Genomic DNA, 22,359 nt, shown 5'->3' with positions numbered 1-22,359 from the left:
CGCGCGGACGCCCGCGGCATCCGCCGTGGCCCCGGTGTCGGATGCCGCGGCTAGCCTTGACCCATGGCCGCCCGAAAAACCGCTCCTCCCGCGTACGTCTGCACGGAGTGCGGGTGGACCACCGCCAAGTGGGTCGGGCGCTGCGGCGAGTGCCAGCAGTGGGGCACCGTGCAGGAGCAGGGCGCCCAGACCGGCATCCTCAATCGGGTGACGGCCCTGGCCCCTTCTGCCGATCGCGCGGCCCGCCCGATCACCCAGATCACGACGACGGATGCGCCTCGCCGCACGAGCGGAGTCGGCGAGTTCGACCGTGTGCTGGGCGGCGGCATCGTGCCCGGTGCAGCGATCCTGCTCAGCGGCGAGCCAGGCGTCGGCAAGTCCACGCTCCTGCTCGAGGTCGCGGCTCAGGCCGCACGGGCAGACCGCCGCGTGCTCTACGCGAGCGCCGAGGAGTCGCCGGCGCAGGTGCGGCTGCGCGCGGAGCGCACCGGCGCCCTGCACGACGAGCTGTACCTGGCGAGCGAGACCGACCTCGCGACGATACTCGGGCACATCGACGAGGTGCGCCCGCAGCTCGTGATAGTCGACTCGGTGCAGACGGTGTCGTCGTCGCTGAGCGACGGCGCGGCCGGTCAGCCGAGTCAGGTGCGCGAGGTCGCGGCGACGCTCATCAGAGTCGCCAAGGAGCGCAGCCTGCCCATCATCATCGTGGGCCACGTCACGAAAGACGGACAGGTCGCCGGTCCCCGCGTGCTCGAGCATCTGGTCGACGTCGTCTGCCATTTCGAGGGCGACCGGCAGACCTCGCTGCGGTTCCTCCGCGCGCTCAAGAACCGTTTCGGTCCGACCGACGAGGTGGGCTGCTTCGAGATGACCGGAGACGGGATCTCCGAGGTGCCAGATCCCTCAGGTCTGTTCCTGTCGCAGGGGGCGACCGAGCCGGGCACGTGCGTGGCGATCGCGCTCGAAGGTCGGCGCGCGATGCCGGTGGAGGTGCAGGCGCTCACCGTCAGCTCCTCGGCGCCCAACCCGCGCCGGGTGGTGCACGGACTCGACGCCTCCCGCGTGGCGATGGTGCTGGCGATCCTCGAAAGGCGCGCCGGCATCCCGACGAGCTCTCTCGACGTGTACGTGTCGACGGTCGGCGGGGTGCGGTTCACCGAGCCGGCAGCAGACCTCGCGATCGCGATCGCGGTGGCGGGGTCGATCCAGCACAGCTCGGTGCCGCGCACGGTGGCCGCGGTGGGAGAACTCAGCCTGGCCGGCGAGGTGCGCCCGGTGACGCAGGCCGCGCAGCGTCGGTCGGAGGCCGCGCGACTGGGCTACGAGCAGGTGATCGACGATCGCTCGAAGACGCTCCGCGCGGCGCTCGGCGACATCCGTGCGCGCAGTGCCGCTCGACGCGACGAGCGCGACATCCCGCCGTTCTGAGCCGCGCCCGCCGGTCGGCGCCCGCGGAGCGCGGATGTCGTCTCGCTCCGCCCGCTCAACGACCAGAACCCCTCAGACCTCGAAACCACACCCTCGGTCGTTGAGCGAGGAGCGCAGCGACGAGACGAAACGTCCCTCGGTCTCGCTCCCGCACCGCGCCCCTGTCGTCGTGCGAGGAGCACAGTGACGAGGCGACACGTCCCTCGGTCTCGTGGCTCAGGCGTCGAGGGCCTTCAGCAGCTCCTCCGGCGAGGCCTGCATCGGATGCGGGCCGGCGATGTCGAGGAACACCGTCGTGATCGGGTGCGTGACGAGGAACTTCCGCAGCCAGTCGGCGGAGTAGATCCCCACGCCCGGGGGCAGGTTCGCGGGCTTGTTCTTGGCGTCGCTGAACAGCAGCAGCGCGAGGTCGCCGCTCTTCGGGTCGCGGTAGGTCCACACCTCGCCGCTGTCGAGGGGGTTGTCCCGCGCACCCGGCGTGATGAGGGGCACGACCGTGGTGCCGTGCCGAAGGGCCAGCGCGACGGCCGCGACGTCCTGCTTCTCCAGGGCCTGCGCCAGAGCATCCGACCGGAAGTCCTCCGGCGCCGGCTTCTTCTTGGCGGGCTTCGCCTTCTTCGCTGCCATGACTCCAGCCTATTCGGCTCCACCGACGAGACGCGCTCGACCTGAACACACCCCGGCGGGCGGGCGCGGCACGCCGACCTCCAGAACTCCGGAGAGCCGAGCGAGCGCACGGCCGGATCCGCTGCTACGGGCGACGATCCCGGCGGATCTCCGGAGTTCTGGAGGTGCACGGCACAGCGAGACGCACGGCGCATGGAGGCGCACGGCACGGCGAGGCGCACGGGATGCCGCGGCGCTCCGCCTCCGAGGCGAGCACGGCGCCTCATCGGGCACCGCGCGAATATTCACGGTCCTGCGTCACGCGGCGGGCGAAGCCCCGCGGATACGATTGGGGCCCTCTCGAGTCCCACATTGGGGACTGGGGTACTCGAGAGGGCCCTCGAACTCTCGAGCGGCAAGTGTCGAAGCGCTGGGGACGCTGTAAGTCGACGCCACTGGGGATGGCATGTGATGCCGCATGTTCCCGAGAGTCAAGTCAATGGTATCCCAAAGAATCCGTGCTGTCTGCACGAATTCTGAGTTCACTGCTGTATTCGCGCTCAATAGAGCAGGATCTGCTTCGATCCCGCGGCCGGGAAGCCGCCGATCTGCACGTCGACGTGGTACGAGGCCCCTCCGCCGGGGGCGCGCGGACGGTTCTCCGATCCGCATGTCTCCACGCTCGACCGGGTGCGATCCCACGCGACGGGCGTCTTGCTCTCGACGGTCGCGCCTGCGGCGAGCGTCGCGATCATGCTGCTCGGATTCTCCTGGCAGTCCGTCGACCGCCACCACACGTCGTCGCCGCTGGAGACCGTGAAGACCTGGGTCGTCGAGCCGACGTCCATCGTGCAATCGGCCGCGCCGTTGTTGGTGAGGCGGATCGAGAGCTGCGGCAGCACGCCGGGCTGATAGCTCTCGGCATCCGTCACCGCCTCGACGACGATGTCCTTCGCCTCGCATGCGACGACGCCCGGAGTCTCGGAGGCCGTGGGTTCGCCACTCGGGGTCTCGGCGGCGTCCGTCGGGGTCGCGGTCGCAGTCGCCGACGACGATGCCGTCGGTGCGGGCTTCTCGGCGGCGCCCGCCCACGGCCGGGCGATCAGCAGCCACGCGGCGACGCCGATCACGGCGATGAGCAGGATCACCCCGAGGAGCAGGACGAGCCGCCGACGACGGTAGACGGCTGCGGACTGACGGGGCATTCCTCCAGGCTAACCGAGGCTCTTGAGCATCCTGGTGTTGCCGAGCGTGTTCGGCTTGACGTGGGCGAGATCCAGGAACTCCTCGACGCCGGCGTCGCCGCTGCGGAGGAGCTGCGAGTACACATCGGGGTCGACGACCTGCTCGCCGATCGGGGTGAACCCGCGGCGCCCGAAGAACTCCACCTCGAAGGTCAGGCAGAACAGCCGCGAGAGTCCGAGCGTCCTGGCGTTGTCTTCGAGGCGATCGACGATCGCACGGCCGACGCCGTGGTGCAGCCACTCGTCGTCCACCATCAGGGTGCGGACCTCGCCGAGGTCCTCCCAGAACACGTGCAGCGCACCGCATCCGATCAGCACGCCGTCGGACTCGGCGACGACGAACTCCTGCACGGCGCCGTAGAGCACCGCCAGGTCCTTGCCCAGGAGGATCCGCTGCTCGACCATCGGCTGCAGCAGATTGCGGATGCCGATCACATCGGCGCTGCGCGCCGGCCGGACGATGTACTCGCTCACACCACAAGCCTAGAACCACGCGCCCGCACGGACGCTGAACCGCGGTCGCGAGCGCAGCTTCGGACCCCGGCATCCCCTCACCGGGCACAACTTCGGACCCAGCATCCCCCACCCGAGCACAACTTCGGACCCGACGTCCCCCACTCGAGCACGAACTTCGGACCCAGCATCCCTCACCGGGCACAACTTCGGACCCGACGTCCCCGCACCCGAGCACAACTTCGGACCCGGGACTCGACACGCCGACCAGGCGGCTCCGAGGCCCGGCGCGCCGCAGCCCCGCTCCGAAACCGTGCCCGGCCCCCACTCCGAAACTGTGCCCGGCACCACGAAGGAAACGGTGCCCGGCACCACACCGAAACTGTGCCCGGCACCACTCCGAAACCGTGCCCAGCACCACACCGAAACCGTGCCCGCACCGACACCGTGTCCGCACCGACACCCGGGCACGAAGGAGGGGCGGATGCCGCGGCATCCGCCCCTCTCGGGATCCTGCTAGACGGTGACGATCACGTCGTCGCCGTCGACCCGTACGGGGACCGGGCGCAACCCCACCCTCTGATCGGCGGGGTGCTTGCCGGTGAGGATGTCGAACTCGAAGCCGTGCCAGGGGCACACGATGTTGCGGTCGGTCGGGTGGAACCCGGGGCCGCCGCTCTTGAGGCCGTCCTCTCCCCTGACCAACTGCACGGTGCGCGGCATGATCTTGCCCTGGCACACCGGGCCGCCCTGATGAGGACAGACGTTGTACCAGGCGCGCACCTGATCGGCATGGAAGTAGACGCCGAGCTCGGTGCCCTCCACGTCGACGACGATGCGCTCGCGCTCCTTGAGGTCGCCGAGGCTGGCGACCCTGACGTCTCTGCGGACCACTCGGGCGCTCATTCGGCCCTCCGGTACCAGATCGCCATGTCGAAGAGGTTCACATCGGCGGCGTCGAGCAGGGCCGTGACGAGCACGACGGTCTCGGTGGCGTTCAGCGCGTCCTCGCGGATGGGCCAGGAGATCTTGCCCACGCGGTCGGTCTTGGCGGAGAACAGGCGGGCGGCGGCGTAGAGGACGTCGGCGATGTGCTCGTCGGAGACCTCGGCGCCGCGCTCCTCCTGCGCGATCCGAGCGGTGAGCTCCCCGAGCCGGGCGACGAGCCCGTCGAGCTCGGCGGCGACGGAGGAGACGGCGGTGGTGGTGTCAGTGGTCATGTCACGAGATCCCTGGTCGCTCCGCGAGCACCTGCTCGGCGGATGGCTTCTGTCGGTCGGTGGGGAGGTTGAACACGCGCGCCGCGTTCAGCCCGAGGATGTTGCGCTTGGCCTGCTCCGAGAGGAACGGCAGCCGCGTGATGGTCGACGGGGCGTCCCAGTCCCAGTGCGGCCAGTCCGAGGAGTACAGCAGCTGCGTCTCGGCGTTGAACGACTTCATGGTGGCCTCGAGCAGCTCCATGTTGGTGCGCTCCATGGGCTGCGTGGTGTACCACATCTCCTTCATGTACTCGCTCGGCAGCCGCTTCAGTCCCGGCGCCTCGCTCGGCCGCATGAGCACCTCGTGGTCCAGGCGCTGCATGAGGAAGGGGATCCACGCGAGACCGCTCTCGACCCACACCATCTTGAGCTTCGGGAAGCGCTCGGGCATCGCGTTGATGATCCAGTTGGTGACGTGGATCTGGTTGTAGTGCGTGAACGACAGCGCGTGCATCGACAGGAACCGGTTCAGCTGCGAGAACGACGGGTCGCCCCAGTGGTAGCCGGAATGGAACGCGAGCGGCTTCCCGCTGTCCTCGATGAGCTTGTAGAGGCGCGTGTACACGTCGGAGTGCACCGGGTTGTTGCGGGTCGAGCACACCGTATAGCCGATGATGCCCGGGTCGTCGGCGTACTTCTCGACGAGCTCCTCGCAGACCTCCGGCGTGTTGTACGGCAGGTAGAGCATGCCCTTCAGGCGCGGGTTCGGCGGCAGGATGACCTCGGTCAGCCAGCGGTTGAACGCGCGGCCGAGCACCACCTCGACCTCGTCCTGCGGGTGCATGCCGAGCATGAGCATCGCGCTGGGGAACACGACCTGGAAGTCGAGACCCATGGCGTCCATGCCGCGGCGGGCCGCTGTGACGAACGGATGCCCCTCGCCGGGGTCCACCGGCTCCTTGCGCCCCTGGTGGCCGATGCGGCCGCCGACGCTCTGGTGCGACATGCCGGGCTGGATGTTCAGCAGCGCGTTGTTGCCGCCGAAGCCGTGGAACTGGCTGAGGCCCAGATCGCGCCACACGTCGTTGTCGATGAGGTCGAGCACCTCGCCCCAGAAGTGGTCCTCCGAGACGTGCGCGTCGATGTCGACGATGAAGTAGTCGTCGTAGTCCTCCTTCGCCTGCTTGGTGGCGTGCGAGAGCACGTCGCGGCTGTCGGAGCGTCCGCCGATCTCGGCGAGCTCGCGGATGCGCGGCGCGTCGGATCGGGGGGTGGGCAGATCACTCATGTTCTTCCTCTCTGAAGGTCGGGGGCGCCTCAGCGCGGGGAGACGATCGCGTTCGTCTCGATGGTCAGGTAGTCGTCCTCCGACGCCTGGCGGCTGATGACGACGGCGCGGGCGGGGTTGACCGCGAACCGCAGCTCGTCGCCGGCCTGCGGCACGGCATCCGGGCTCAGGTCCGAGGTCTCGACGCGGACGCGCAGGGGCAGGCCGTCGACCCGGACGAGGAGGTTCACCGCGCTGCCGAGGTAGGTGGTGCGCTCCACGGTTCCGGTGAAGCGCCCCGCACCGGATGCCGTGTCATCCGTCGTCCTGACGTGGGCGGCACGGAAGGCGATGTCGGCGCGGTCGCCGACCGCGACGGAGGAGGTCGCGGTGCCGGCGACGACGAGGGAGGTGCCGTCGACGCGGACATCGGCGACGCCGCCGCTCACGGCGACGACGGATCCGGGGAGGATGTTCTGGAAGCCCATGAAGTCGGCGACGTAGGCCGACTGCGGGCGGTCGTAGAGCTCCGCCGGGGCGCCGTCCTGCACGATCACGCCCTCGCTCATCACGATGATGCGGTCGGAGAGCGTGATCGCCTCCTCCTGATCGTGCGTGACGTAGACGGAGGTGGTCTCGAACTGGTTGTGCAGCGCCCGCACCTGCTGCCCCATCTGGTAACGGAGCTTGGAGTCGAGGTTCGACAGGGGCTCGTCGTAGAAGATGATGCCCGGCCGGGCGGCCAGAGCACGCGCCAGTGCGACGCGCTGCTGCTGACCGCCCGACAGGGCGGTGACCGGACGCTTCTCGAACTCCGCGAGGCCGACGGCGGCGAGCATCTCGCGCATCCGCTTCTGGCGGTCCTGCGCTCCGAGCCTGGCCACCCTGAGCGGGTAGGCGACGTTCTCCGCCACGCTCATGTGCGGCCAGAGCGCGTAGCTCTGGAACACCATTCCGACCTGACGCTTGTCCGCGGGGACGAACGTCTTCCGGTCGGTGTCGACCACGATGCGATCGCCCATGGTGATGCGGCCCGTGGTCGGACGCTCCAACCCGGCCAGGCAGCGCAGCGTCGTCGTCTTGCCGCAGCCCGAGGGGCCGAGCAGGGTGACGAATTCGCCGGAGCCGATCGTGAGATCGAGTCCGTGCAGTGCCGACTTGCCGCCGTACCGCTTGGTGAGTCCGGAAACCAGGACCTCGGTCATGGGTGTCTCGCCTTCTCGCAGGAGATTCGGGAAAGGGGTGCTACTTCGTGAACTGCTCGGTGATGAAGTCGAAGTAGGGCTGGTTGAACTCGGGGTCGGAGTTCGCGAACGGGACGCGCTTGAGCTCGTTCAGCGGCGGCGTGCCCTCGGGGCCGGGGGCCTCGGGGGTCCAGCCGTAGGAGCGGTTCTTCTCGGCGAGCGCCTGCTGGCCCTCGGGCGAGTAGAGCCAGTTGATGTAGAGCTGCGCGGCGTCAGGGTGCGGGCTCTTGTCGATGATGCACATGCCGGTGCGCGACATGAAGTTGCCGCCGTCGTCGAGCGGGAAGACCGCGGCGATCGGGCCGCCCTTCTCCTTCACGTCCTCGTAGAAGCCCTGGTACACGGCGATGCCGATCGGGAACCGGCCGCTCGCGACGTCCGCGGGCACGTTCGGCTCGGACTGCGCGAACTGCACGTCCTGCGCGGCGAGCTTCTCGATGTACGGCTTGCCCCAGGTGTCTTCGCTCTCGGGGACCATCAGCGAGGTGAGGATGTAGCGGATGCCGCCGGGCACCGTCGGGTCGCCGACGGTGATCTTGCCCTTCCACTTCGGGTCGAGCAGGTCGTCCCAGTTCTTCGGCGCCTCGTCCTCCTTGACCATGTCGGTGTTGTAGACGAAGACGAAGTAGCGCATCGCGTAGTAGGTCAGCCGGCCGTCGAAGTCGCCGGGGATCTCGAAGCCGTCTGGCGCCGTGCGCACGTCGGCCTGGGTGCAGATGCCGTCTTCGGCGGCGACCTGCGGCGACTCTCCGCCGTCGTAGATGTCGGCGATCTTGCTGCCGCTCTGGGCCTCGGCCTCGATCTTGGTGATGCTCTGCGCATCGGGCTGGTCCTGCTGGACCATCTTGATGCCGGGGAAGCGGTCGGTGAAGACCTTGAACAGGTCCTTCTGCGCCGAGACGCTGGGGCCGTACAGGACGATGTCGGTCTTGCCGTCGGCGACCGCCTTGTCGTACAGCTCGTTCATGTACGCGTTGCCGTCGGCGGTCGCGCCGGGCACCTCGATCGGCTTGTCGGGCTTGGCTGCGGCTCCGCCCGACGAGCAGGCGGTCAGGGCGGTGAGCGCACCGACGGCGATGAGAGCCGTGGTGAGCCGTGCTGTCTTGCGGGAGAACGTCATTATTCTGCCTCTCGGGTGTGTCAGGGTGTGATGCGGGTGAGGGGGACTGCGGGCGCGGCGCCTGTGCGTCCGCGCAGTCGCGTGCCGAGCTTCAGGGAGAGCGCGGCGATCGCGAGCACGGCCATGGCCGCGACGAGGATGATCATGAAGAGGGCGGCGCCCTGCGACATGTTGCCCTGGAGGAACTGCTGGAACGCGGTCAGCGAGACGGGCTGGAGTCCGGGCGGGGCGAGCAGCATCGGCACGGCGAGGTTGCCGGAGATGAACAGCGCCGAGAGGAACCAGCCCGACAGGAAGCTGGGGATGACCAGGCGCAGCACGATCGAGAGCAGCACCCGCCAGGATCCGGCGCCCGAGGTGCGGCCCGCCTCCTCCAGCTCCGGCGACAGCTGCGCGAGAGCGCCTTCCGCGATGCGGCTGGACACCGGGATGGTCGCCACGATGAGCACGAGCGTCATGAGGAAGGCCGAGCCGTAGAGACCGCGGAACGCCGGCACGTAGAGCACCGCGAACATGTAGGCGAGCGCCAGCACGATACCGGGGAGCGCCCACGGGATCCACACCGCGAACGACGTATACGAGCGGATGAAGCCGGTGCGGCGTGCCGTGACGTACGCGGTGAGCATGGCGATCGCGATGGAGCCGAACCCGCCGATCACGGCCAGCCATGCCGTGAGCGCGAGACTGGAGCTGAACACCGGGTCGGTGAGCATCTCGACGTAGTTGTCGAAGGTCAGGCCGGTGCTCATGACCCCGAAGATCGGCTGCAGGCTGCCGAGGATCATCGCGAACAGCGGCAGCACGAGGTTGAGCAGCATGAACACGACGATCAGGGCGGTGAACACCCAGCGCACCGGGCCCAGCTCCTGCGGCTCGCGACGAGACGTCTTGCCGGTGAGGGTCGTGAAGCTGCGACCGCGCAGCAGCCACCGCTGGGCGACGAAGAGGGCGAGGACGAGCACGATGAGAACGAGGGAGAGCGCGAACGCCTTGGTGTACTCGGCCGGAGCCTGGTCGCGCACGTAGTGGTAGATCTGCGTGGAGAACACGAAGATGTTCGCCTGACGGCCGATCAGCTGGGGGCTGTCGAACGCCTGGAACACGAGGACGGCGATGAGGATGGCCGCGCCTGTGATCGCCGGCCCGACCGAGGGGAGCGTGATCGTGAAGAACGTCCGCACCGCGCCGGCGCCGCTGATCGCCGCCGCCTCGTCGAGGGACTGGTCGCGGTTCTTGAACGCGCCGAGCATGAGCAGGTACGCGAAGGGCATGTAGCCGAGCGACATCAGCAGGATCAGGCCGCCCCAGCCCTGGATGTTCATGAACGGCTCCGTGGCGCCGAGCATCCGGGCGAACTGGTTGATGAGACCGTTCTGCGCGTTGCCGAGCATGATCCAGCCGAGCGTGTGGAACAGCGGCGGCACGAAGAGGTTCACCGCCATGAGCGGAGTGAGGAGCTTGCGGCCGGGGACGTTGGTGTTCGCGGCGACCCAGGCGAACAGCCCGCCGCCGGCGACCGAGATCGTGCCGCAGACGAGCACGAGGATCACGGAGTTCCCCATCGTCGACCAGGTCGTCGGGTCCTGGAACGCCTCGACGAGGCCGCCGATCGTGAACGGGATGTTGTCGGACGGGAGTCCGTCGCGGAAGGCGCCGATCACGATCATCGACACCGGGAACACGAAGATCAGGGTGAGCGCGGCGATGAAGACGGCCCACAGCGTGCCGCCGGTGACCGCCCGGCGCTGCGATGCACGCCGGTCGCGCTCGAAATCGATCGTCGCAGTCACTGCCGTTCCCTTCGCGCACACTGTGCGGGTCTGCGCCGCGGTCCGGTTCAGGTCCGAACCGCGGCGTTCGTGATGTCTGTCAGCGTACGAACCGTCGGGTGGACGGTTCTTCGGCGGCGGCTCCGAAGTCCTCTCCCCCGCCTCCGACACTGTGTCGGACGGGGGTCGGCATCGAGCCGCGAGGGTCAGAGCAGGGCGGCGAGTGCCGCGTCGTTCTCGGCCGGGAGGCCGACGGTGACGCGCACGCCCCCCGCGTGCGGGAAGGGCCGGGCGAGCACACCATGCGCCTCGAAGCGCTCCAGCAGCTCGTCGGCGTCGCCGTGCACGAAGAGGAAGTTCGACTGGCTCGGCAGGAACGAGACCCCGCCGGCGCGCAGCGCCTCCTGCATCCGCTCCCGCTCCGCGACGATCACCGCGATGCGCTCGGCGGCGACGGCCTCACCCGCTGGGCTGAACGCGGCGATGACCGCAGCCTCGGCGACGCTGTTCAGCGCGAAGCCGACGGAGGTGCGGCGCAGCGCCTCGGCGATGCGAGGGGAGGCGGCCGCGTACCCGGCGCGGATGCCGGCGAGTCCGTGTGACTTCGACAGCGTGCGCAGGATGACGAGGTTGGGGAACTCGTCGAGCAGAGCGGTCGTCGCCTCGAGGGGCTCGGCGGTGACGAACTCGCGGTATGCCTCGTCGAGCACGACGAGGACGGTCGACGGCACGTCGCGGAGGAAGGAGCGGATGCCGTCGGCGTCGACGAACCCGCCGGTGGGGTTGTTCGGGTTGCAGAGGTACGCGATGCGCGTCTCGGGCGTGATCGCGGCGGCCATCGCCGCGAGGTCCATCGCGCCGTCCTCGGCGAGGGCCACGGGGGTGCTCTGGGCGCCGGCGAGCGCGAGGGCCGCGGGGTAGGCCTCGAAGGAGGGCCAGCAGTAGACGCCGTGCACGCCGGGCTCGCACACGAGGCGGGCGAGTCCGTGCAGCAGCGACCCGGAGCCGTTGTCGATCGCGATGCGCTCGACGTCGAGCCCCATGGCGTCGGCGACGGCCGCACGGGCGGCGGTGCGGTGGTAGTCGGGGTAGCGGTGCGTCGAGCGGGCCGCCTTCTCCATGGCGTCGACGATCACCGGCGCCGGCTCCCAGGGCATCTCGTTCTGGGAGAGCCGGATGGGGGGCAGGGAGACGCGGGCAGGACGGTTGGGAGCGGCCAGCATCTTGTCGATCACGCTGCGGAACTCGAGAGTCATAGGGGCGCCTCCTCGGGGCGAGGGCAATTATCAATATTGAATATGAACATTATTGAAACGGACCTCCCCTGTCAACCCTCCAGGGGCGGATCTCAGGCTCGGGAAGCCCGGAATTTCAGGACAGGACGGCCGCCATCGACGAGCCGCGGTGACGCTCGACCGCCGACGAGGCGAGCGCATGATCGCGACGAGCGACGGCGGTCGCGAAGTCGAGATGGGTCTGCAGCCGCTCGGGCGTGGTCGGCGCCGTCGCGCCCTCCAGCTCCTCCACGATGATGTAGTCGACGAGGTTCGTGTAGAGGCTCCGGAGCAGCTCGTTCGGAGTGATGCGCGCGATGCGCGCGTGCAGCGCCCAGTTTGCGTTCGACGCCTCCGCCGTGCCCCACGCGGCCTTCAGCGCGTCGGCGCAGCGCTGCACCTCGGCGATGTCGGCATCCGTGGCGAACTCTACGGCGTCGTGCAGGATCGTGCTGTCCAGCGCGTCGAGGACCCGCAGGCAGTTCGTCACGGTCGCCGTGCTCTCCCGCAGCCGCAGCAGCTGATCGCTGAGCTGGGTGAACGGCGAGCGGTCGGCGACGAAGATGCCGCCGCCGGGGCCGGGCTTGGCGTCGACGATGCCCCGCGAGCGCAGCAGCTGGATGGCCTCGCCCAGGGTGGCCGGGGCGACGCCGAACCGCGCGGAGAGCTCCTGCCGCCGCCCGATGAAGTGACCGGGCTTCCAGGCCTCCGTCGTGATCTCCTGCTCCAGCGCGCGGGCGACCTGCACCGCGACGGCGGCATTCGTGATCTGCGACACCGCGCACCCCCTTCGTTTCCCGTGACGACGCACCGAGCGCACGCGTGTCTACACAGTAGACGCACGCAGACGGAGCGCGCACCCGGCGATCGATTATATTGATCACCCTCTGTTCCGGAGCGTCCATGACACCCCGGAGACGGCGGGGACCGGCGCGACCGGACCCCGCCGTCATGGGTCAGTGCTTGCGCTCGTGGATGAATCCCCACGGCGACGGGAACACGTCGACGGGCACCTTGATCACGGCGGGTCGCCCGTTCAGGATCGCCTCGCCGATCGCGCGCTGCACGGCATCCGCATCCTGTGCGAGCGAGAAGTCGATGCCGAACGCCATCGCGAGCAGCTCGAAGTCGGGGTTCGTGAGGTCGGAGCCGATGAAGCGCCCCCCGTAGGTGTCGCGCTGGATGCGCCACACGTTTCCGAACCTGCTGTCCTCGAACAGCACCGTGATGAGCGGGATGCCGTACTTCTTGGCCGTGGCGAACTCCTGCAGCGACCAGCCGATGCCGCCGTCGCCGGTGACGACGACCACGGGGCGGTTGCCCGCGCCGACCGCGGCGCCCAGCGCCGTGGGCATGGCGTAGCCGAGCGTGCCCTGATAGCCGGGCCACACGTAGGAGCGCGGCGCCTGCACCGGGAAGCCGTAGGTGGAGACGTAGCCGATCTGGGTGAGCTCGTTCACGAAGATGCCGTCGGCCGGCAGTGCGGCGCGGATCGCGTCGACGAACGCCATCTGCGGAGCGACCTGCTCGCGGACGCGGGCCTCACCCTCCGCACGGAGGCGGGCGATCTCCGCACCCCAGCCCTCCTGCGGCTGCAGCCGCTCGACGAGGGCCGCGAGCACGGCGGTGGCGTCGGCGTTCACGGAGATGTCGGGGCGACGCGGAGCGCGCAGATCGTCGGGGTCGACGTTCACGAGCGCGAGGCGGGCTTCGCCGATGTTCAGCTGCTGACCGAACGGGGTGAGGAAGCGGCTGCCGAAGGAGACGACGGCATCCGCCGACTCGCGCAGCTCCCACAGGGAGAACGCTGGGAGCGCGTGCGGGTCGCGCGCGTCGATGGCTCCGCGGCCGTTCTCGCTCATCACGACGGGCGCGTCGAGCAGCTCGGCGAGGCGCGACAGCAGCTCGAAGGCGCGCTGTCCGCGGACGCCGCCGCCCACGTGGATGACCGGTCGGCGGCTCGCACGCAGCAGCGCGGCGATCTCGGCCACCCCGCCTTCCGGTGCGACCGGCGCCTCGACGGCGAACGGCTCCCCCACCTCGACGTCGATCTCGGCGTGCAGGAGGTCGGGGCCGAGCTCGAGCGCGACGGGACGGGGCCGCCCCGTGCGCATCTGCCGGAAGCCCTCGTGCACGAGCTCGGGGATCTCCTCGGCGCGCGTCGGCCGTGCCGTCCACTTGGTGAGCCCCTCGATGGTCTCGCTCTGCTTCGGGATCTCATGCAGGGCCCCGAGACCCGAGCCGACGAGCGTCGACGGGATGGTGCCGGCGAGCAGCATGACCTGCGAGGAGCACGCGTAGGCGGTGGCCATGCCCGCACCCGCGTTGAGGACGCCGGGTCCGGGGACCACCATCGCGACGCCGGGGCGCCCGGTGACGCGGTGATAGCCGTCTGCCATGTAGGTGGTGCTCTGCTCGTGCCGCGGCACCATCAGGTGCACCTCGTCCTGGCGGCGGTACATGCCGTCGGTGAGGCCGTCGAGCTGGACTCCGGGGATGCCGAACACCGTGTCGGTCCCCTCGCTGATCAGAGCCTGGGTGAGCGCGTCGCCGCCTGTCATCTTCGCCATACTGGTCGCCTCTCGTGTAATTGACTATAATGAATATAGATCTAACCTCCGCTGTGCGACAAGTCGGCCGGTTCTCCGGCATCCGATCCACGGCGCGGAGGAACAGAAGAGATGCGCATCGCGGCGCACGGAGAGGTGGACGATGAATCTCGAAGGACAGGTCCAGGCGTACGCCGACCGACTCGGACGACCCATCATCGTGTTCGACGTCGACTTCAACGTCATCGCCTTCAGCGTGCACGACCGCGACGTCGACCACGCCAGGCTCGCGATCATCCTCGCGCACAAGGGCTCCTCCCGTGCGCGCGAGTCGATCCGCGAGTACCGCGTCGGCCACGCCGACGGCCCCGTCCGCATCCCCCCGATGGACGGCGGTCTGACCAGGCACGTCGCCCCCGTGCGGCACGACGGACATCTCGTCGGCTACGTCTCCTCGACGATCCCCGAGGAGACACCAGACGAGGAGCTCGCCGAAGACGACGTCATCCGCTCCTCCCGCGACCGCATCGGCGTGACCCTCGCCGCGATGGCTCTCGGCAACAGGGAAGACGAGGACCGCGCGCTCCGACTCCTCACCGCCCTCCTCGACGGCGATGCCGAACAGCGGACGAGGGCCGCCGACGAGCTGCTCACGGGCGGCCTCATCTCCCCCGTGCCGCACTACACCGTCATCACGATCTCGGCGCCGCCGACCGTCGATCCGGGCTCGGCCGCCCTGCGGCTCGTGCTCGATCGTGCGCTCTCCGGCATCCCCGTCTTCCCCACCCTGAAGGCCGTCGGCACGGTGGTCGACGGCGAGGCCGTGCTCGTCGTCCCCTACGAGATCGACCACGAGCGCCTCACCGCCCTCCTCGCGCAGCCGGCGTTCACCGGCCTTCGCGCCGGGGTCGGCGGCGCGCACGCACCGCTCGCCGAGGCGCACCGCTCCCGACGCGAAGCGCGCATCGCCGCACGGGGGGCCGCGATCGATCCGACCAGGGGACGCGTCGTGCACTGGAGCGACCTCGGACTCGACAGGGTGCTGCTGCAGCTCCCGCTGGAGAAGCTCGCGCTCGGCGACCTCCCCGAGCCGGTGCAGCGCATCCTCGACGCGCAGTCCGGTCCCGACCTCGCCCAGACCCTGGAGGCGTACCTCGACTTCGGCTGCGACGCGCAGCGCACCGCCCAGGAGCTGCACGTGCACCGCAGCACGCTGTACTACCGGCTCGACCGCGTCCGCGCCATCGCCGACGTCGATCTCGCCGACGGCTTCGTCCGCCGCGAACTGCACACCGCCCTGCGAGTGGCGACGCTCGCCGGGCTCCGCTGACCCCATCCGCACGCCCCACCCGGCGACCGCCGGGGGAAGGAACCAGACATGAACGCCCTCCTCACCACCGTCAGCGCCGACCCCGCCCTCGGCCGCCCGATCCTCGACGCCGCCACCCGCGAGGTCGTCGGCCACGCCCCGGTGCAGACCGTCGCCGATCTCGACGCGGCGATCGCCGCGGCATCCGCAGCGCAGCCCGCCTGGGCCGCCCTCGGGCACGCCGAGCGCGCGCGGCTGATGCGCCTCGCCGCCGACGACATCGACGCGCACGCCGACGAGCTCGGCGAGATCATCACCCACGAGCAGGGCAAGGTCGCCGGAGCCGGAGAGGCGCACGGCGCGGCGCACTGGCTCCGCGGCGCGGCGGACACCGTGCTCGAACCGCAGCAGCTGGGCGCGGGGGCCGAGCTGCACTACGTGCCTCTCGGCGTCGTCGCCTCGATCGGTCCGTGGAACTTCCCGGTCATGATCGCGGTGTGGCACCTCGCCCCCGCGCTGCGGATGGGCAACACCGTGGTCATCAAGCCCTCGGAGAACACCCCGCTCAGCGTCCTCGCCCTCGTCGAGATCCTGAACCGCCACCTTCCGGCCGGGGTCGTCACGGCGGTCTCCGGCGACCGCGAGGTGGGAGCCGCCCTCGCCTCGCACCCCGACATCGCGAAGATCGTGTTCACCGGATCGACCGCCACCGGGCGGCGCATCGTCGAGAGCTCCGCGGCGAACCTCGCGCGCCTCACCCTGGAGCTCGGCGGCAACGACGCGGGCATCGTGCTGCCGGGAACGGATGTCGAGGCCGTCGCCGACACCCTGTTCTGGGGCGCGTTCATGAACACCGGGCAGGTGTGTGCCGCGCTCAAGCGCCTCTACGTGCACGACTCCGTGTACGAGGAGACCGTCGCCGCCCTCGCAGCCAGGGCCGAGGCGGCGCCGATCGGCTCGGGCCACGACAAGTCGAACAGGCTCGGCCCCGTACAGAACCCCGCGCAGTTCGACATCGTCGCGCGACTCGTCGACGACGCCCGCGACCGCGGAGCCCGCATCGTCACCGGCGGCGAACCCGCACCCGAGCTCGGACCGCTCTTCTACCGCCCGACCATCGTCGCCGACGTCGACGACGATGCCGCGGTCGTCGCCGAGGAGCAGTTCGGCCCGGTGCTCCCCGTCATCCGCTATTCCGACGTGGACGACGCGATCCGCCGCGCCAACGGCACCGAGCAGGGACTCGGCGCCTCGGTCTGGGGAGCGGATGCGGATGCCGCCGCGGCGGTCGCCGAGCGCCTCGACGCCGGCACCGTGTGGATCAACCAGCATGGCGGCGTCGACCCCTCCATCCCCTTCGGCGGCACGAAGGCCTCGGGCTACGGCCTCGAGTTCGGCGTCGAGGGGCTGAAGGCGATGGCCGCGACGAAGGTCATCCGCCGCTGACCGCTCCGCCTCCCGTTAGCGGAGGAGAACGCACGCTCGGGAGGAGAACTCACGCTCGGGAGGAGGAATCCCCGCCAAGACTCCTCCCGAACAAGACTTCTCCTCCCGAACACGCGAAACACGTCCAACCCCGAGGCAAGCCCCCGTCGCACGCCCGGGAGGAGAACGCACGCCCGGGAGAACGAATCCCCACCAAGACTCCTCCCGAATAAGGCTTCCCCTCCCGAACACGCGAAAGCACATCCAACCCCGAGGCAAAGCCCCCCATCACACGCTCGGGAGGAGAACTCACACTCGGGAGGAGGAATCCCCGCCAACACTCCTCCCGAACAAGACTTCTCCTCCCCAACACGCGAAAACACGTCCAAACCCGAGGCAAGCCCCCGTCGCACGCCCGGGAGGAGAACTCACCCTCGGGAGGAGAACTCACGCTCGGGAGGAGGAATCCCCACCAAGACTCCTCCCGAACAAGACTTCTCCTCCCGAACACGCGAAAACACGTCCAACCCCGAGGCGAGCCCCCCATCGCACGCTCGGGAGGAGAACTCACGCTCGGGAGGAGACATCCCCGCCAAGACTCCTCCCGAACAAGACTTCTCCTCCCGAACACGCGAAAGCACGTCGAGTCCCGAGCATGCGTCGAGTCCCGAGCGCGCGGGGAGTCCCGAGCGTGCGAGTCGCGAGGGAGGACCCCCACGTGCGAAGCTCCCTCCCTCAACGCTCGGGACTCGGCTTACCCAACGACCGAGGGAGAGCGTCTCAGCGCGCGGCGACCGCGCCGCGGAGCAGGTCCCACAGCTCGGCGGATGCCGCGGCATCCGCGCCCTCGCCGCGCCACACCACGTGCTGGTCCTGCCGCACGAGCGTGAGCGGGAAGCGGTACTCGGCGGGAGCGGTGGACCCGTCGACGACGGCGAACGGGATGCCGCGGCGCTCTGCCCCAGCGGCGAGCGCGGCGAGCGCGGCGCCGTCGGCCCCCGGCCGGGCGACGAGCGTGTAGCCGCTGGTGAGCAGGTCGTAGAACGAGGTCCCGTCGGCGAGGCGGAAGTGCGGGGCACGGCATCCGGGCACGGTCGACGGCGTGTACGCGCCCATCGAGTACCCGGGGGCCTCCTCGCCGTCGTAGTCGATGATCGGCGAGGCGTCGTAGACGTAGCCGTAGTTGAGCCCCGCGGCGGCGAACTGCGGCTCGTTCAGCGCATGCACGGCAGCGCCGAAGGACGCCCGCGCCGCGGCGCCCTCCTCCGTGTCGTCTTCCAGGGCGTCGGGCAGCGAGGGCTTCGCGAGCTTCTGCTGGTGGTTCATCGCGAAGTGCGAGACCTGCTCGGTGATCGGGCGACGCTCGGCCTCGTACGCGTCGAGGATGCCGGCATCCGCCCATCCGTTCAGGTGCGCGCCGAGCGCCCACGTGAGGTTGAGCACGTCGGCGATGCCGGCGTTCATGCCGAACCCGGCGAACGGGACCCACAGGTGCGTGGCGTCTCCGGCGAGGAACACGCGGCGGTCGCGGAACCGGTCGGCGAGCAGGCGCCGCGCCACCCAGTCCTCCTTGGAGACGGCCTCGTACGCGAAGTCGTCGTCGACGCCGAGGATCGCGCGGATCGCGGCATCCCGGTCGACCGATCCCTCCGCTGCGGCCTCGTCGGGTGACAGGTACGTGTGCACGAGGAAGGTCTCGCGACCGTCGATCGCGTACACGTGGCCGAGGCGGCGCGCGTTGAAGGTGTAGTACCCCCAGGCGCGCGGCTCGTCCGCGGTCATGCGCGCGTACAGGTCGGCGGAGCGGATGCAGGTGGACTGCACGTGCTGCAGCACCGGGTCGCCGCTGAGCGTCGCGCCGATCTGCTTGCGCACGTTCGAGCGTCCGCCGTCGGCGCCGATGAGGTGGCGTCCGCGGAGGGTGCGCTCGTTCGCGCCGTCGAGGTCGGAGACGACGATCGACACGGACTCCTCGTCCTGCGAGAGCGTGTGGAACAGGGTCCGGTTGAGCAGCGTGACACCGGGGGCTTCCGCCGCGTGCCGCGCGAGGATCGGCTCCAGGAAGGTCTGGTTGATGCGGTGCGGGGGTTCGGGGGTGTTCCACGAGGTGTCGGGCCCGACGGTCGACGTGTACCGCTCTCCGCTCGCGGGGATCGGGATGCGGGCGAGCTCGCGCCCCGTGAGGGCGGTGCGGAAGGCGACGTCCTGCGGGTAGTCGGCGGGGAGCCCGGCCGCGCGGACCTCGGCGGCGAGGCCGAGGCGGCGGAAGGCCTCCATGGTGCGCGAGGCGACGTGGTTGCACTTCACGTTCGGCGGTTCGAGGTACTCGCGCTGCTCGACGACGATCACGGAGACGCCGCGGGCCGACAGGTCGAGGGCGGCGACGAGGCCGACGGGGCCCGCTCCGATGATGAGGACGTCGGCGTCCAGTTCCTGGGTCATGTTCTCCCTCTCGGGCCGGGGTGACCGGCGCGCTCTCAGGCCGGGGTGATCGGCGCGCCGAGGCGCCGGAAGTCGTACACGTCGAGGGTCAGCTCGCCCTCGCGGAGGCGCGCCATGTAGGCGTCCTCCTTCTCCGCGCGCTCTCGGGATGCCGCGAGCACCTCGTCGTAGCGGTCGACCGGGAGGGCGATGACGCCGTCGCGATCGGCGACGATCACGTCGCCACGGCGGATGACGCGACCGCGCAGCGTGATCGGCAGCCCGACCGTTCCCGGCCACTGCTTGATCGTGCCGCGGATGGAGATCGCGGTGCTGAACGCGGGGAACCCGAGCGCGGCGAGCTGCACGGTGTCGCGCACGCCGCCGTCGATCACCAGCCCACGGATGCCGCGCGCCTGCGCCGCGACCGCCATGACCTCTCCCCAGTAGCCGAAGGGGGCTCCCCCGCCGTCGACCACGAGCACGTCGCCGTCGCCGGCGGCCGCGATGCCGTGGTGCAGTGCGAGGTTGTCGCCCGCCTGGGCCGAGACGGGCACGGCCCTGCCGACGAGCTGCGCGCCGTCCCACGCCGGGCGGAACGCCGCGTCGAGGAAGCAGTCGCTGCGCGAGGCCTCGTACAGGGTGGCGGTGCCGAGGCGCAGCAGCTCTGCGGCATCCGCGTCCGGATCGATCACTGCTCGGCCCGCTGGAGGTCGTGATAGCCGAACCGCGCCCGCGCCTCGGCGATCGAGGCGCCGCCGAGGGCCGCGGCGAGGATGGACTCCTCGCGGGCGTGGATCATCTCCGCGGTCTCCAGCACGGCATCCTCGATGTCCTGCGGGATCGCGACGACGCCGTCCGAGTCGCCGATCAGGATGTCGCCCGGCCGCACGGTGACCCCGCCGATCGTGACGGGCCCCTGCTCCTCGGCGACCTCGACCCGGTCCTTGCCGGTGCGCATGAAGCGCCCGCGGCTGTAGATCGGATAGCCGATCGACAGGGCGCGGTGCGTGTCGCGGCAGACGCCCTCGATCACGGTGCCGGAGATGCCGCGGTGGTGCGCGACGGCGGTGAGGATGTCGCCCCACACCGTGCAGTCCACGCGTCCGTCGTTGTCGAGCACGACGACCTGCCCCGGCTCGACCTGGTCGATGAAGTCGCCGACGGTGCCGGCGGGCACCTGCGCGCTGACGTAGCGGACGGTGAAGGCGCGACCGGTCATGCGCTGGCCGTCGGCGAGGGGCGCGATGCCGAGCAGGCTGCCGGGGCGCGCGTGCCGGTCGAGCGCATCGGAGACGGTGGCGGTGCCGAGGGCGGCGAACCGCTCGATGAGGGTGTCGGTCATTCTTCTCACTCCGCGGTGACGGTGGGGAACTGGGAGTCGTGCATGACCTCGCTCACGTCGCGGCCGCTGCGCACGGCATCCGCCATGCGCGCCTCGCGGTCGACGATGCGCTGGGCGAGGGCGATCACGCGCTCGGCGTCGGATGCCGTGACGAACACGACCCCGTTGACGTCGGCGATCACGTAGTCGAACGAGGCGACGGAGACGCCGGCGACCTGGATGCGCTCGTCCATCGCCTGCTGCACGATGCGGCCGCGCGCGCTCACGGGCACGGCCGCGCGGGCGAAGACCGCGAGGCCGAGGGCCTCGCTCTCCTGCACGTCACGGCAGGCGCCGTCGACGATCACCCCGGCGACGCCGCGCTGCACGGCAGCCTCCGCGAGGAGGCCGCCCCAGCACGACACGTCCGTGCGGGCGTGGTTGTCGATGACGACGACGTCATCGGGCTCGGCGATCGCGACGAGCGGGGTGGCGATGTGGGTCGCCGGCCCGGCCGCGGCCTTGGGCGCGGCGGTCACCGTGCGCACCCGACCGGCGACCGTGCGGCCCGCCGGCCACATCGGATGCAGCGGCGTCACCGCCCCCGGCAGCCCCAGGGTGTCCAGGGCGTCCGAGACGGCGCAGCTGTCGAGCTTCCGCAGCGCCGCGACGATCTCCGAGGATGCGGTCATCTCAGGGGCGCTCCCAGGTCAGGAACCCCATGGCGTTGCCGGTGCCCGCCTCGGTGCGGTAGCAGGGCTCGTAGTCGACGCGCGTGACGTTCAGCCCGACCTCGTCGGCGATGCCGGCGACGGCGATCCAGTTGCGCAGCTCGGATGCGCCCGACATCATCTCGCCGGCGGGGACCGACGTCAGGTAGTCGGCGTCGTGGTCCTTCATGGCCTGGATGAACTCGCCGTCGAGCTTCTCGTCGATCACGAAGTGGCTGAGGCCGCCCGAGGCGACGACGCCCACGCGGAGGTCTCCGGGGAACGACTGGATGGCGCGGCCGACGGCGCGGCCGAAGTCGTAGCAGCGCTTGGCGCTCGGCGGGTTCGGCTCCCAGAAGGTGTTGATGAAGATCGGCACCATCGGGATCGTGGACTCCTGGCCCATGAAGCGCTGGTAGATGAAGCCGAAGCCGTGCGGGATCGTGTGGTTCTCGTAGCGGCCCGCGGGGATCACCTCGGTGGCGCCCGTGTCGAAGTCGTCTGCCTGCGTGGACTGGATGATGTGCTTGCCGAGACCTCGGTGGGTCGGACGCATGACGGTGCGGTCGGGCACATCGCCCAGGGCGGCCTCGGCGAGACCGGGCGCCATCTCGTCGAGCTGCGCCTGCGTGTAGGGCACGTGCGCGACCTCGTCGCCCCAGAAGACCGAGAACGGCGCGAGCCACTCGTCTCCGTAGGTCTCCTTGTGGTCGCTGGAGATGATGACGAGCACGTCGACCTGCTGCTCGTGGATGAAGCGCGACAGGTCGTCCATCGACGCCTGGCAGCTGTCCCATCGGCGCTGCATCACGTCGTGCGTGATCTCGGCGGAGAAGTCCTCGCGGAGCGCCGCGAGCTCCTCGAAGGAGTAGGTGCCCCCGCGGAACTTGAGTCCCTTGCTGCGGCGGTCGGCGGTGCCGCGAGTCTCCCAGGCCGCGGGCGGCGCGGCCTTCAGCTGCGGTCCGTGCGAGGTGCCGAATCCGGCGACGATCTCGGTCATGATGGATCCCTTCT

At 70.1% G+C, this 22,359-nt stretch carries 20 protein-coding genes; 3 read left to right on the top strand and 17 right to left on the bottom strand.

Annotated elements, in window-relative coordinates; translation table 11 throughout:
- Positions 1-63: 63 nt before the first annotated feature.
- Entirely contained in the window at positions 64-1,431 is a 1,368-nt protein-coding gene (radA, locus tag ACFVRO_RS07225) for a DNA repair protein RadA (protein ID WP_386950835.1), read from the top strand.
- A 216-nt stretch (positions 1,432-1,647) separates the two neighbouring features.
- Here radA and ACFVRO_RS07220 read toward each other — a convergent pair whose 3' ends face one another.
- From ACFVRO_RS07220 to ACFVRO_RS07165, 12 genes are all read right to left on the bottom strand, one after another.
- Positions 1,648-2,058, bottom strand: coding sequence for a dehydrogenase (locus ACFVRO_RS07220; RefSeq protein ID WP_105672895.1), 411 nt, complete (start codon positions 2,056-2,058; stop codon positions 1,648-1,650).
- Positions 2,059-2,597: 539 nt separating this feature from the next.
- Entirely contained in the window at positions 2,598-3,242 is a 645-nt protein-coding gene (locus ACFVRO_RS07215) for a hypothetical protein (RefSeq protein ID WP_386950833.1), read from the bottom strand.
- A 9-nt stretch (positions 3,243-3,251) separates the two neighbouring features.
- Positions 3,252-3,755: an amino-acid N-acetyltransferase gene (locus ACFVRO_RS07210; RefSeq protein ID WP_386950830.1), complete on the bottom strand. Its 504-nt coding sequence runs from the start codon at positions 3,753-3,755 to the stop codon at positions 3,252-3,254.
- Between the two features lie 495 nt (positions 3,756-4,250).
- Positions 4,251-4,640, bottom strand: coding sequence for a Rieske 2Fe-2S domain-containing protein (locus tag ACFVRO_RS07205; RefSeq protein ID WP_105672898.1), 390 nt, complete (start codon positions 4,638-4,640; stop codon positions 4,251-4,253).
- Complete coding sequence (locus ACFVRO_RS07200; protein WP_105672899.1) at positions 4,637-4,954, bottom strand: hypothetical protein; 318 nt, start codon at positions 4,952-4,954, stop codon at positions 4,637-4,639. Before ACFVRO_RS07200 ends, ACFVRO_RS07205 begins: the two co-directional genes overlap by 4 nt.
- Position 4,955: 1 nt before the next feature.
- Complete coding sequence (locus tag ACFVRO_RS07195) at positions 4,956-6,221, bottom strand: amidohydrolase family protein (RefSeq protein WP_105672900.1); 1,266 nt, start codon at positions 6,219-6,221, stop codon at positions 4,956-4,958.
- A 29-nt stretch (positions 6,222-6,250) separates the two neighbouring features.
- Complete coding sequence (locus tag ACFVRO_RS07190; RefSeq protein WP_386950827.1) at positions 6,251-7,405, bottom strand: ABC transporter ATP-binding protein; 1,155 nt, start codon at positions 7,403-7,405, stop codon at positions 6,251-6,253.
- A 40-nt stretch (positions 7,406-7,445) separates the two neighbouring features.
- Complete coding sequence (locus ACFVRO_RS07185) at positions 7,446-8,564, bottom strand: ABC transporter substrate-binding protein (RefSeq protein ID WP_223585873.1); 1,119 nt, start codon at positions 8,562-8,564, stop codon at positions 7,446-7,448.
- Between the two features lie 20 nt (positions 8,565-8,584).
- Positions 8,585-10,354: an iron ABC transporter permease gene (locus ACFVRO_RS07180; protein ID WP_105672903.1), complete on the bottom strand. Its 1,770-nt coding sequence runs from the start codon at positions 10,352-10,354 to the stop codon at positions 8,585-8,587.
- A gap of 185 nt (positions 10,355-10,539) precedes the next feature.
- Positions 10,540-11,589 carry a pyridoxal phosphate-dependent aminotransferase gene (locus tag ACFVRO_RS07175; RefSeq protein ID WP_386950824.1) on the bottom strand — a complete coding sequence of 350 codons (1,050 nt, stop codon included), beginning with the start codon at positions 11,587-11,589 and terminating at the stop codon, positions 10,540-10,542.
- A gap of 115 nt (positions 11,590-11,704) precedes the next feature.
- Entirely contained in the window at positions 11,705-12,385 is a 681-nt protein-coding gene (locus ACFVRO_RS07170) for a FadR/GntR family transcriptional regulator (RefSeq protein ID WP_386950821.1), read from the bottom strand.
- 178 nt (positions 12,386-12,563) lie between these two features.
- Positions 12,564-14,177 carry a thiamine pyrophosphate-binding protein gene (locus ACFVRO_RS07165; protein WP_386950818.1) on the bottom strand — a complete coding sequence of 538 codons (1,614 nt, stop codon included), beginning with the start codon at positions 14,175-14,177 and terminating at the stop codon, positions 12,564-12,566.
- 142 nt (positions 14,178-14,319) lie between these two features.
- Between ACFVRO_RS07165 and ACFVRO_RS07160 the strand changes: the two genes are divergently transcribed.
- Positions 14,320-15,486, top strand: coding sequence for a PucR family transcriptional regulator (locus ACFVRO_RS07160; RefSeq protein ID WP_386950816.1), 1,167 nt, complete (start codon positions 14,320-14,322; stop codon positions 15,484-15,486).
- Between the two features lie 48 nt (positions 15,487-15,534).
- A complete protein-coding gene (locus tag ACFVRO_RS07155) occupies positions 15,535-16,911 on the top strand; it encodes an aldehyde dehydrogenase family protein (protein WP_386950813.1) in 1,377 nt (458 codons plus the stop codon).
- A 759-nt stretch (positions 16,912-17,670) separates the two neighbouring features.
- Here the strand turns inward: ACFVRO_RS07155 and ACFVRO_RS07150 are convergent.
- The 5 genes from ACFVRO_RS07150 to ACFVRO_RS07130 are packed head-to-tail and all read right to left on the bottom strand — an operon-like array spanning position 17,671 to position 22,345.
- Complete coding sequence (locus tag ACFVRO_RS07150; RefSeq protein WP_386950810.1) at positions 17,671-19,332, bottom strand: FAD-dependent oxidoreductase; 1,662 nt, start codon at positions 19,330-19,332, stop codon at positions 17,671-17,673.
- A 35-nt stretch (positions 19,333-19,367) separates the two neighbouring features.
- A complete protein-coding gene (locus ACFVRO_RS07145) occupies positions 19,368-20,006 on the bottom strand; it encodes a 4-carboxy-4-hydroxy-2-oxoadipate aldolase/oxaloacetate decarboxylase (protein ID WP_105672910.1) in 639 nt (212 codons plus the stop codon).
- On the bottom strand, positions 20,003-20,656 hold the full coding sequence (locus ACFVRO_RS07140; protein ID WP_386950807.1) for an RraA family protein: 654 nt from the start codon (positions 20,654-20,656) through the stop codon (positions 20,003-20,005). The genes ACFVRO_RS07145 and ACFVRO_RS07140 overlap by 4 nt, the downstream gene beginning before the upstream one ends.
- Before the next feature lie 5 nt (positions 20,657-20,661).
- On the bottom strand, positions 20,662-21,327 hold the full coding sequence (locus ACFVRO_RS07135; protein ID WP_386950805.1) for an RraA family protein: 666 nt from the start codon (positions 21,325-21,327) through the stop codon (positions 20,662-20,664).
- A gap of 1 nt (position 21,328) precedes the next feature.
- Positions 21,329-22,345, bottom strand: coding sequence for a hypothetical protein (locus ACFVRO_RS07130; protein ID WP_386950802.1), 1,017 nt, complete (start codon positions 22,343-22,345; stop codon positions 21,329-21,331).
- Positions 22,346-22,359: the final 14 nt, after the last annotated feature.

The sequence above is a fragment of the Microbacterium sp. NPDC057944 genome (assembly GCF_042887445.1).
Lineage (GTDB): Bacteria > Actinomycetota > Actinomycetes > Actinomycetales > Microbacteriaceae > Microbacterium > Microbacterium natoriense.
Note: the sequence above shows the minus strand (reverse complement) of the source record. Positions and strands in the feature narration are given on the sequence as shown.

What these genes read in the sequence shown, in the direction of transcription:
- radA (WP_386950835.1), top strand. Translation starts at nt 64, where the DNA reads ATGGCCGCCCGAAAAACCGCTCCTCCCGCGTACGTCTGCACGGAGTGC.
- ACFVRO_RS07220 (WP_105672895.1), bottom strand. Translation starts at nt 2,058, where the DNA reads ATGGCAGCGAAGAAGGCGAAGCCCGCCAAGAAGAAGCCGGCGCCGGAG.
- ACFVRO_RS07215 (WP_386950833.1), bottom strand. Translation starts at nt 3,242, where the DNA reads ATGCCCCGTCAGTCCGCAGCCGTCTACCGTCGTCGGCGGCTCGTCCTG.
- ACFVRO_RS07205 (WP_105672898.1), bottom strand. Translation starts at nt 4,640, where the DNA reads ATGAGCGCCCGAGTGGTCCGCAGAGACGTCAGGGTCGCCAGCCTCGGC.
- ACFVRO_RS07200 (WP_105672899.1), bottom strand. Translation starts at nt 4,954, where the DNA reads ATGACCACTGACACCACCACCGCCGTCTCCTCCGTCGCCGCCGAGCTC.
- ACFVRO_RS07195 (WP_105672900.1), bottom strand. Translation starts at nt 6,221, where the DNA reads ATGAGTGATCTGCCCACCCCCCGATCCGACGCGCCGCGCATCCGCGAG.
- ACFVRO_RS07190 (WP_386950827.1), bottom strand. Translation starts at nt 7,405, where the DNA reads ATGACCGAGGTCCTGGTTTCCGGACTCACCAAGCGGTACGGCGGCAAG.
- ACFVRO_RS07185 (WP_223585873.1), bottom strand. Translation starts at nt 8,564, where the DNA reads ATGACGTTCTCCCGCAAGACAGCACGGCTCACCACGGCTCTCATCGCC.
- ACFVRO_RS07175 (WP_386950824.1), bottom strand. Translation starts at nt 11,589, where the DNA reads ATGACTCTCGAGTTCCGCAGCGTGATCGACAAGATGCTGGCCGCTCCC.
- ACFVRO_RS07165 (WP_386950818.1), bottom strand. Translation starts at nt 14,177, where the DNA reads ATGGCGAAGATGACAGGCGGCGACGCGCTCACCCAGGCTCTGATCAGC.
- ACFVRO_RS07160 (WP_386950816.1), top strand. Translation starts at nt 14,320, where the DNA reads ATGAATCTCGAAGGACAGGTCCAGGCGTACGCCGACCGACTCGGACGA.
- ACFVRO_RS07155 (WP_386950813.1), top strand. Translation starts at nt 15,535, where the DNA reads ATGAACGCCCTCCTCACCACCGTCAGCGCCGACCCCGCCCTCGGCCGC.
- ACFVRO_RS07150 (WP_386950810.1), bottom strand. Translation starts at nt 19,332, where the DNA reads ATGACCCAGGAACTGGACGCCGACGTCCTCATCATCGGAGCGGGCCCC.
- ACFVRO_RS07140 (WP_386950807.1), bottom strand. Translation starts at nt 20,656, where the DNA reads ATGACCGACACCCTCATCGAGCGGTTCGCCGCCCTCGGCACCGCCACC.
- ACFVRO_RS07135 (WP_386950805.1), bottom strand. Translation starts at nt 21,327, where the DNA reads ATGACCGCATCCTCGGAGATCGTCGCGGCGCTGCGGAAGCTCGACAGC.
- ACFVRO_RS07130 (WP_386950802.1), bottom strand. Translation starts at nt 22,345, where the DNA reads ATGACCGAGATCGTCGCCGGATTCGGCACCTCGCACGGACCGCAGCTG.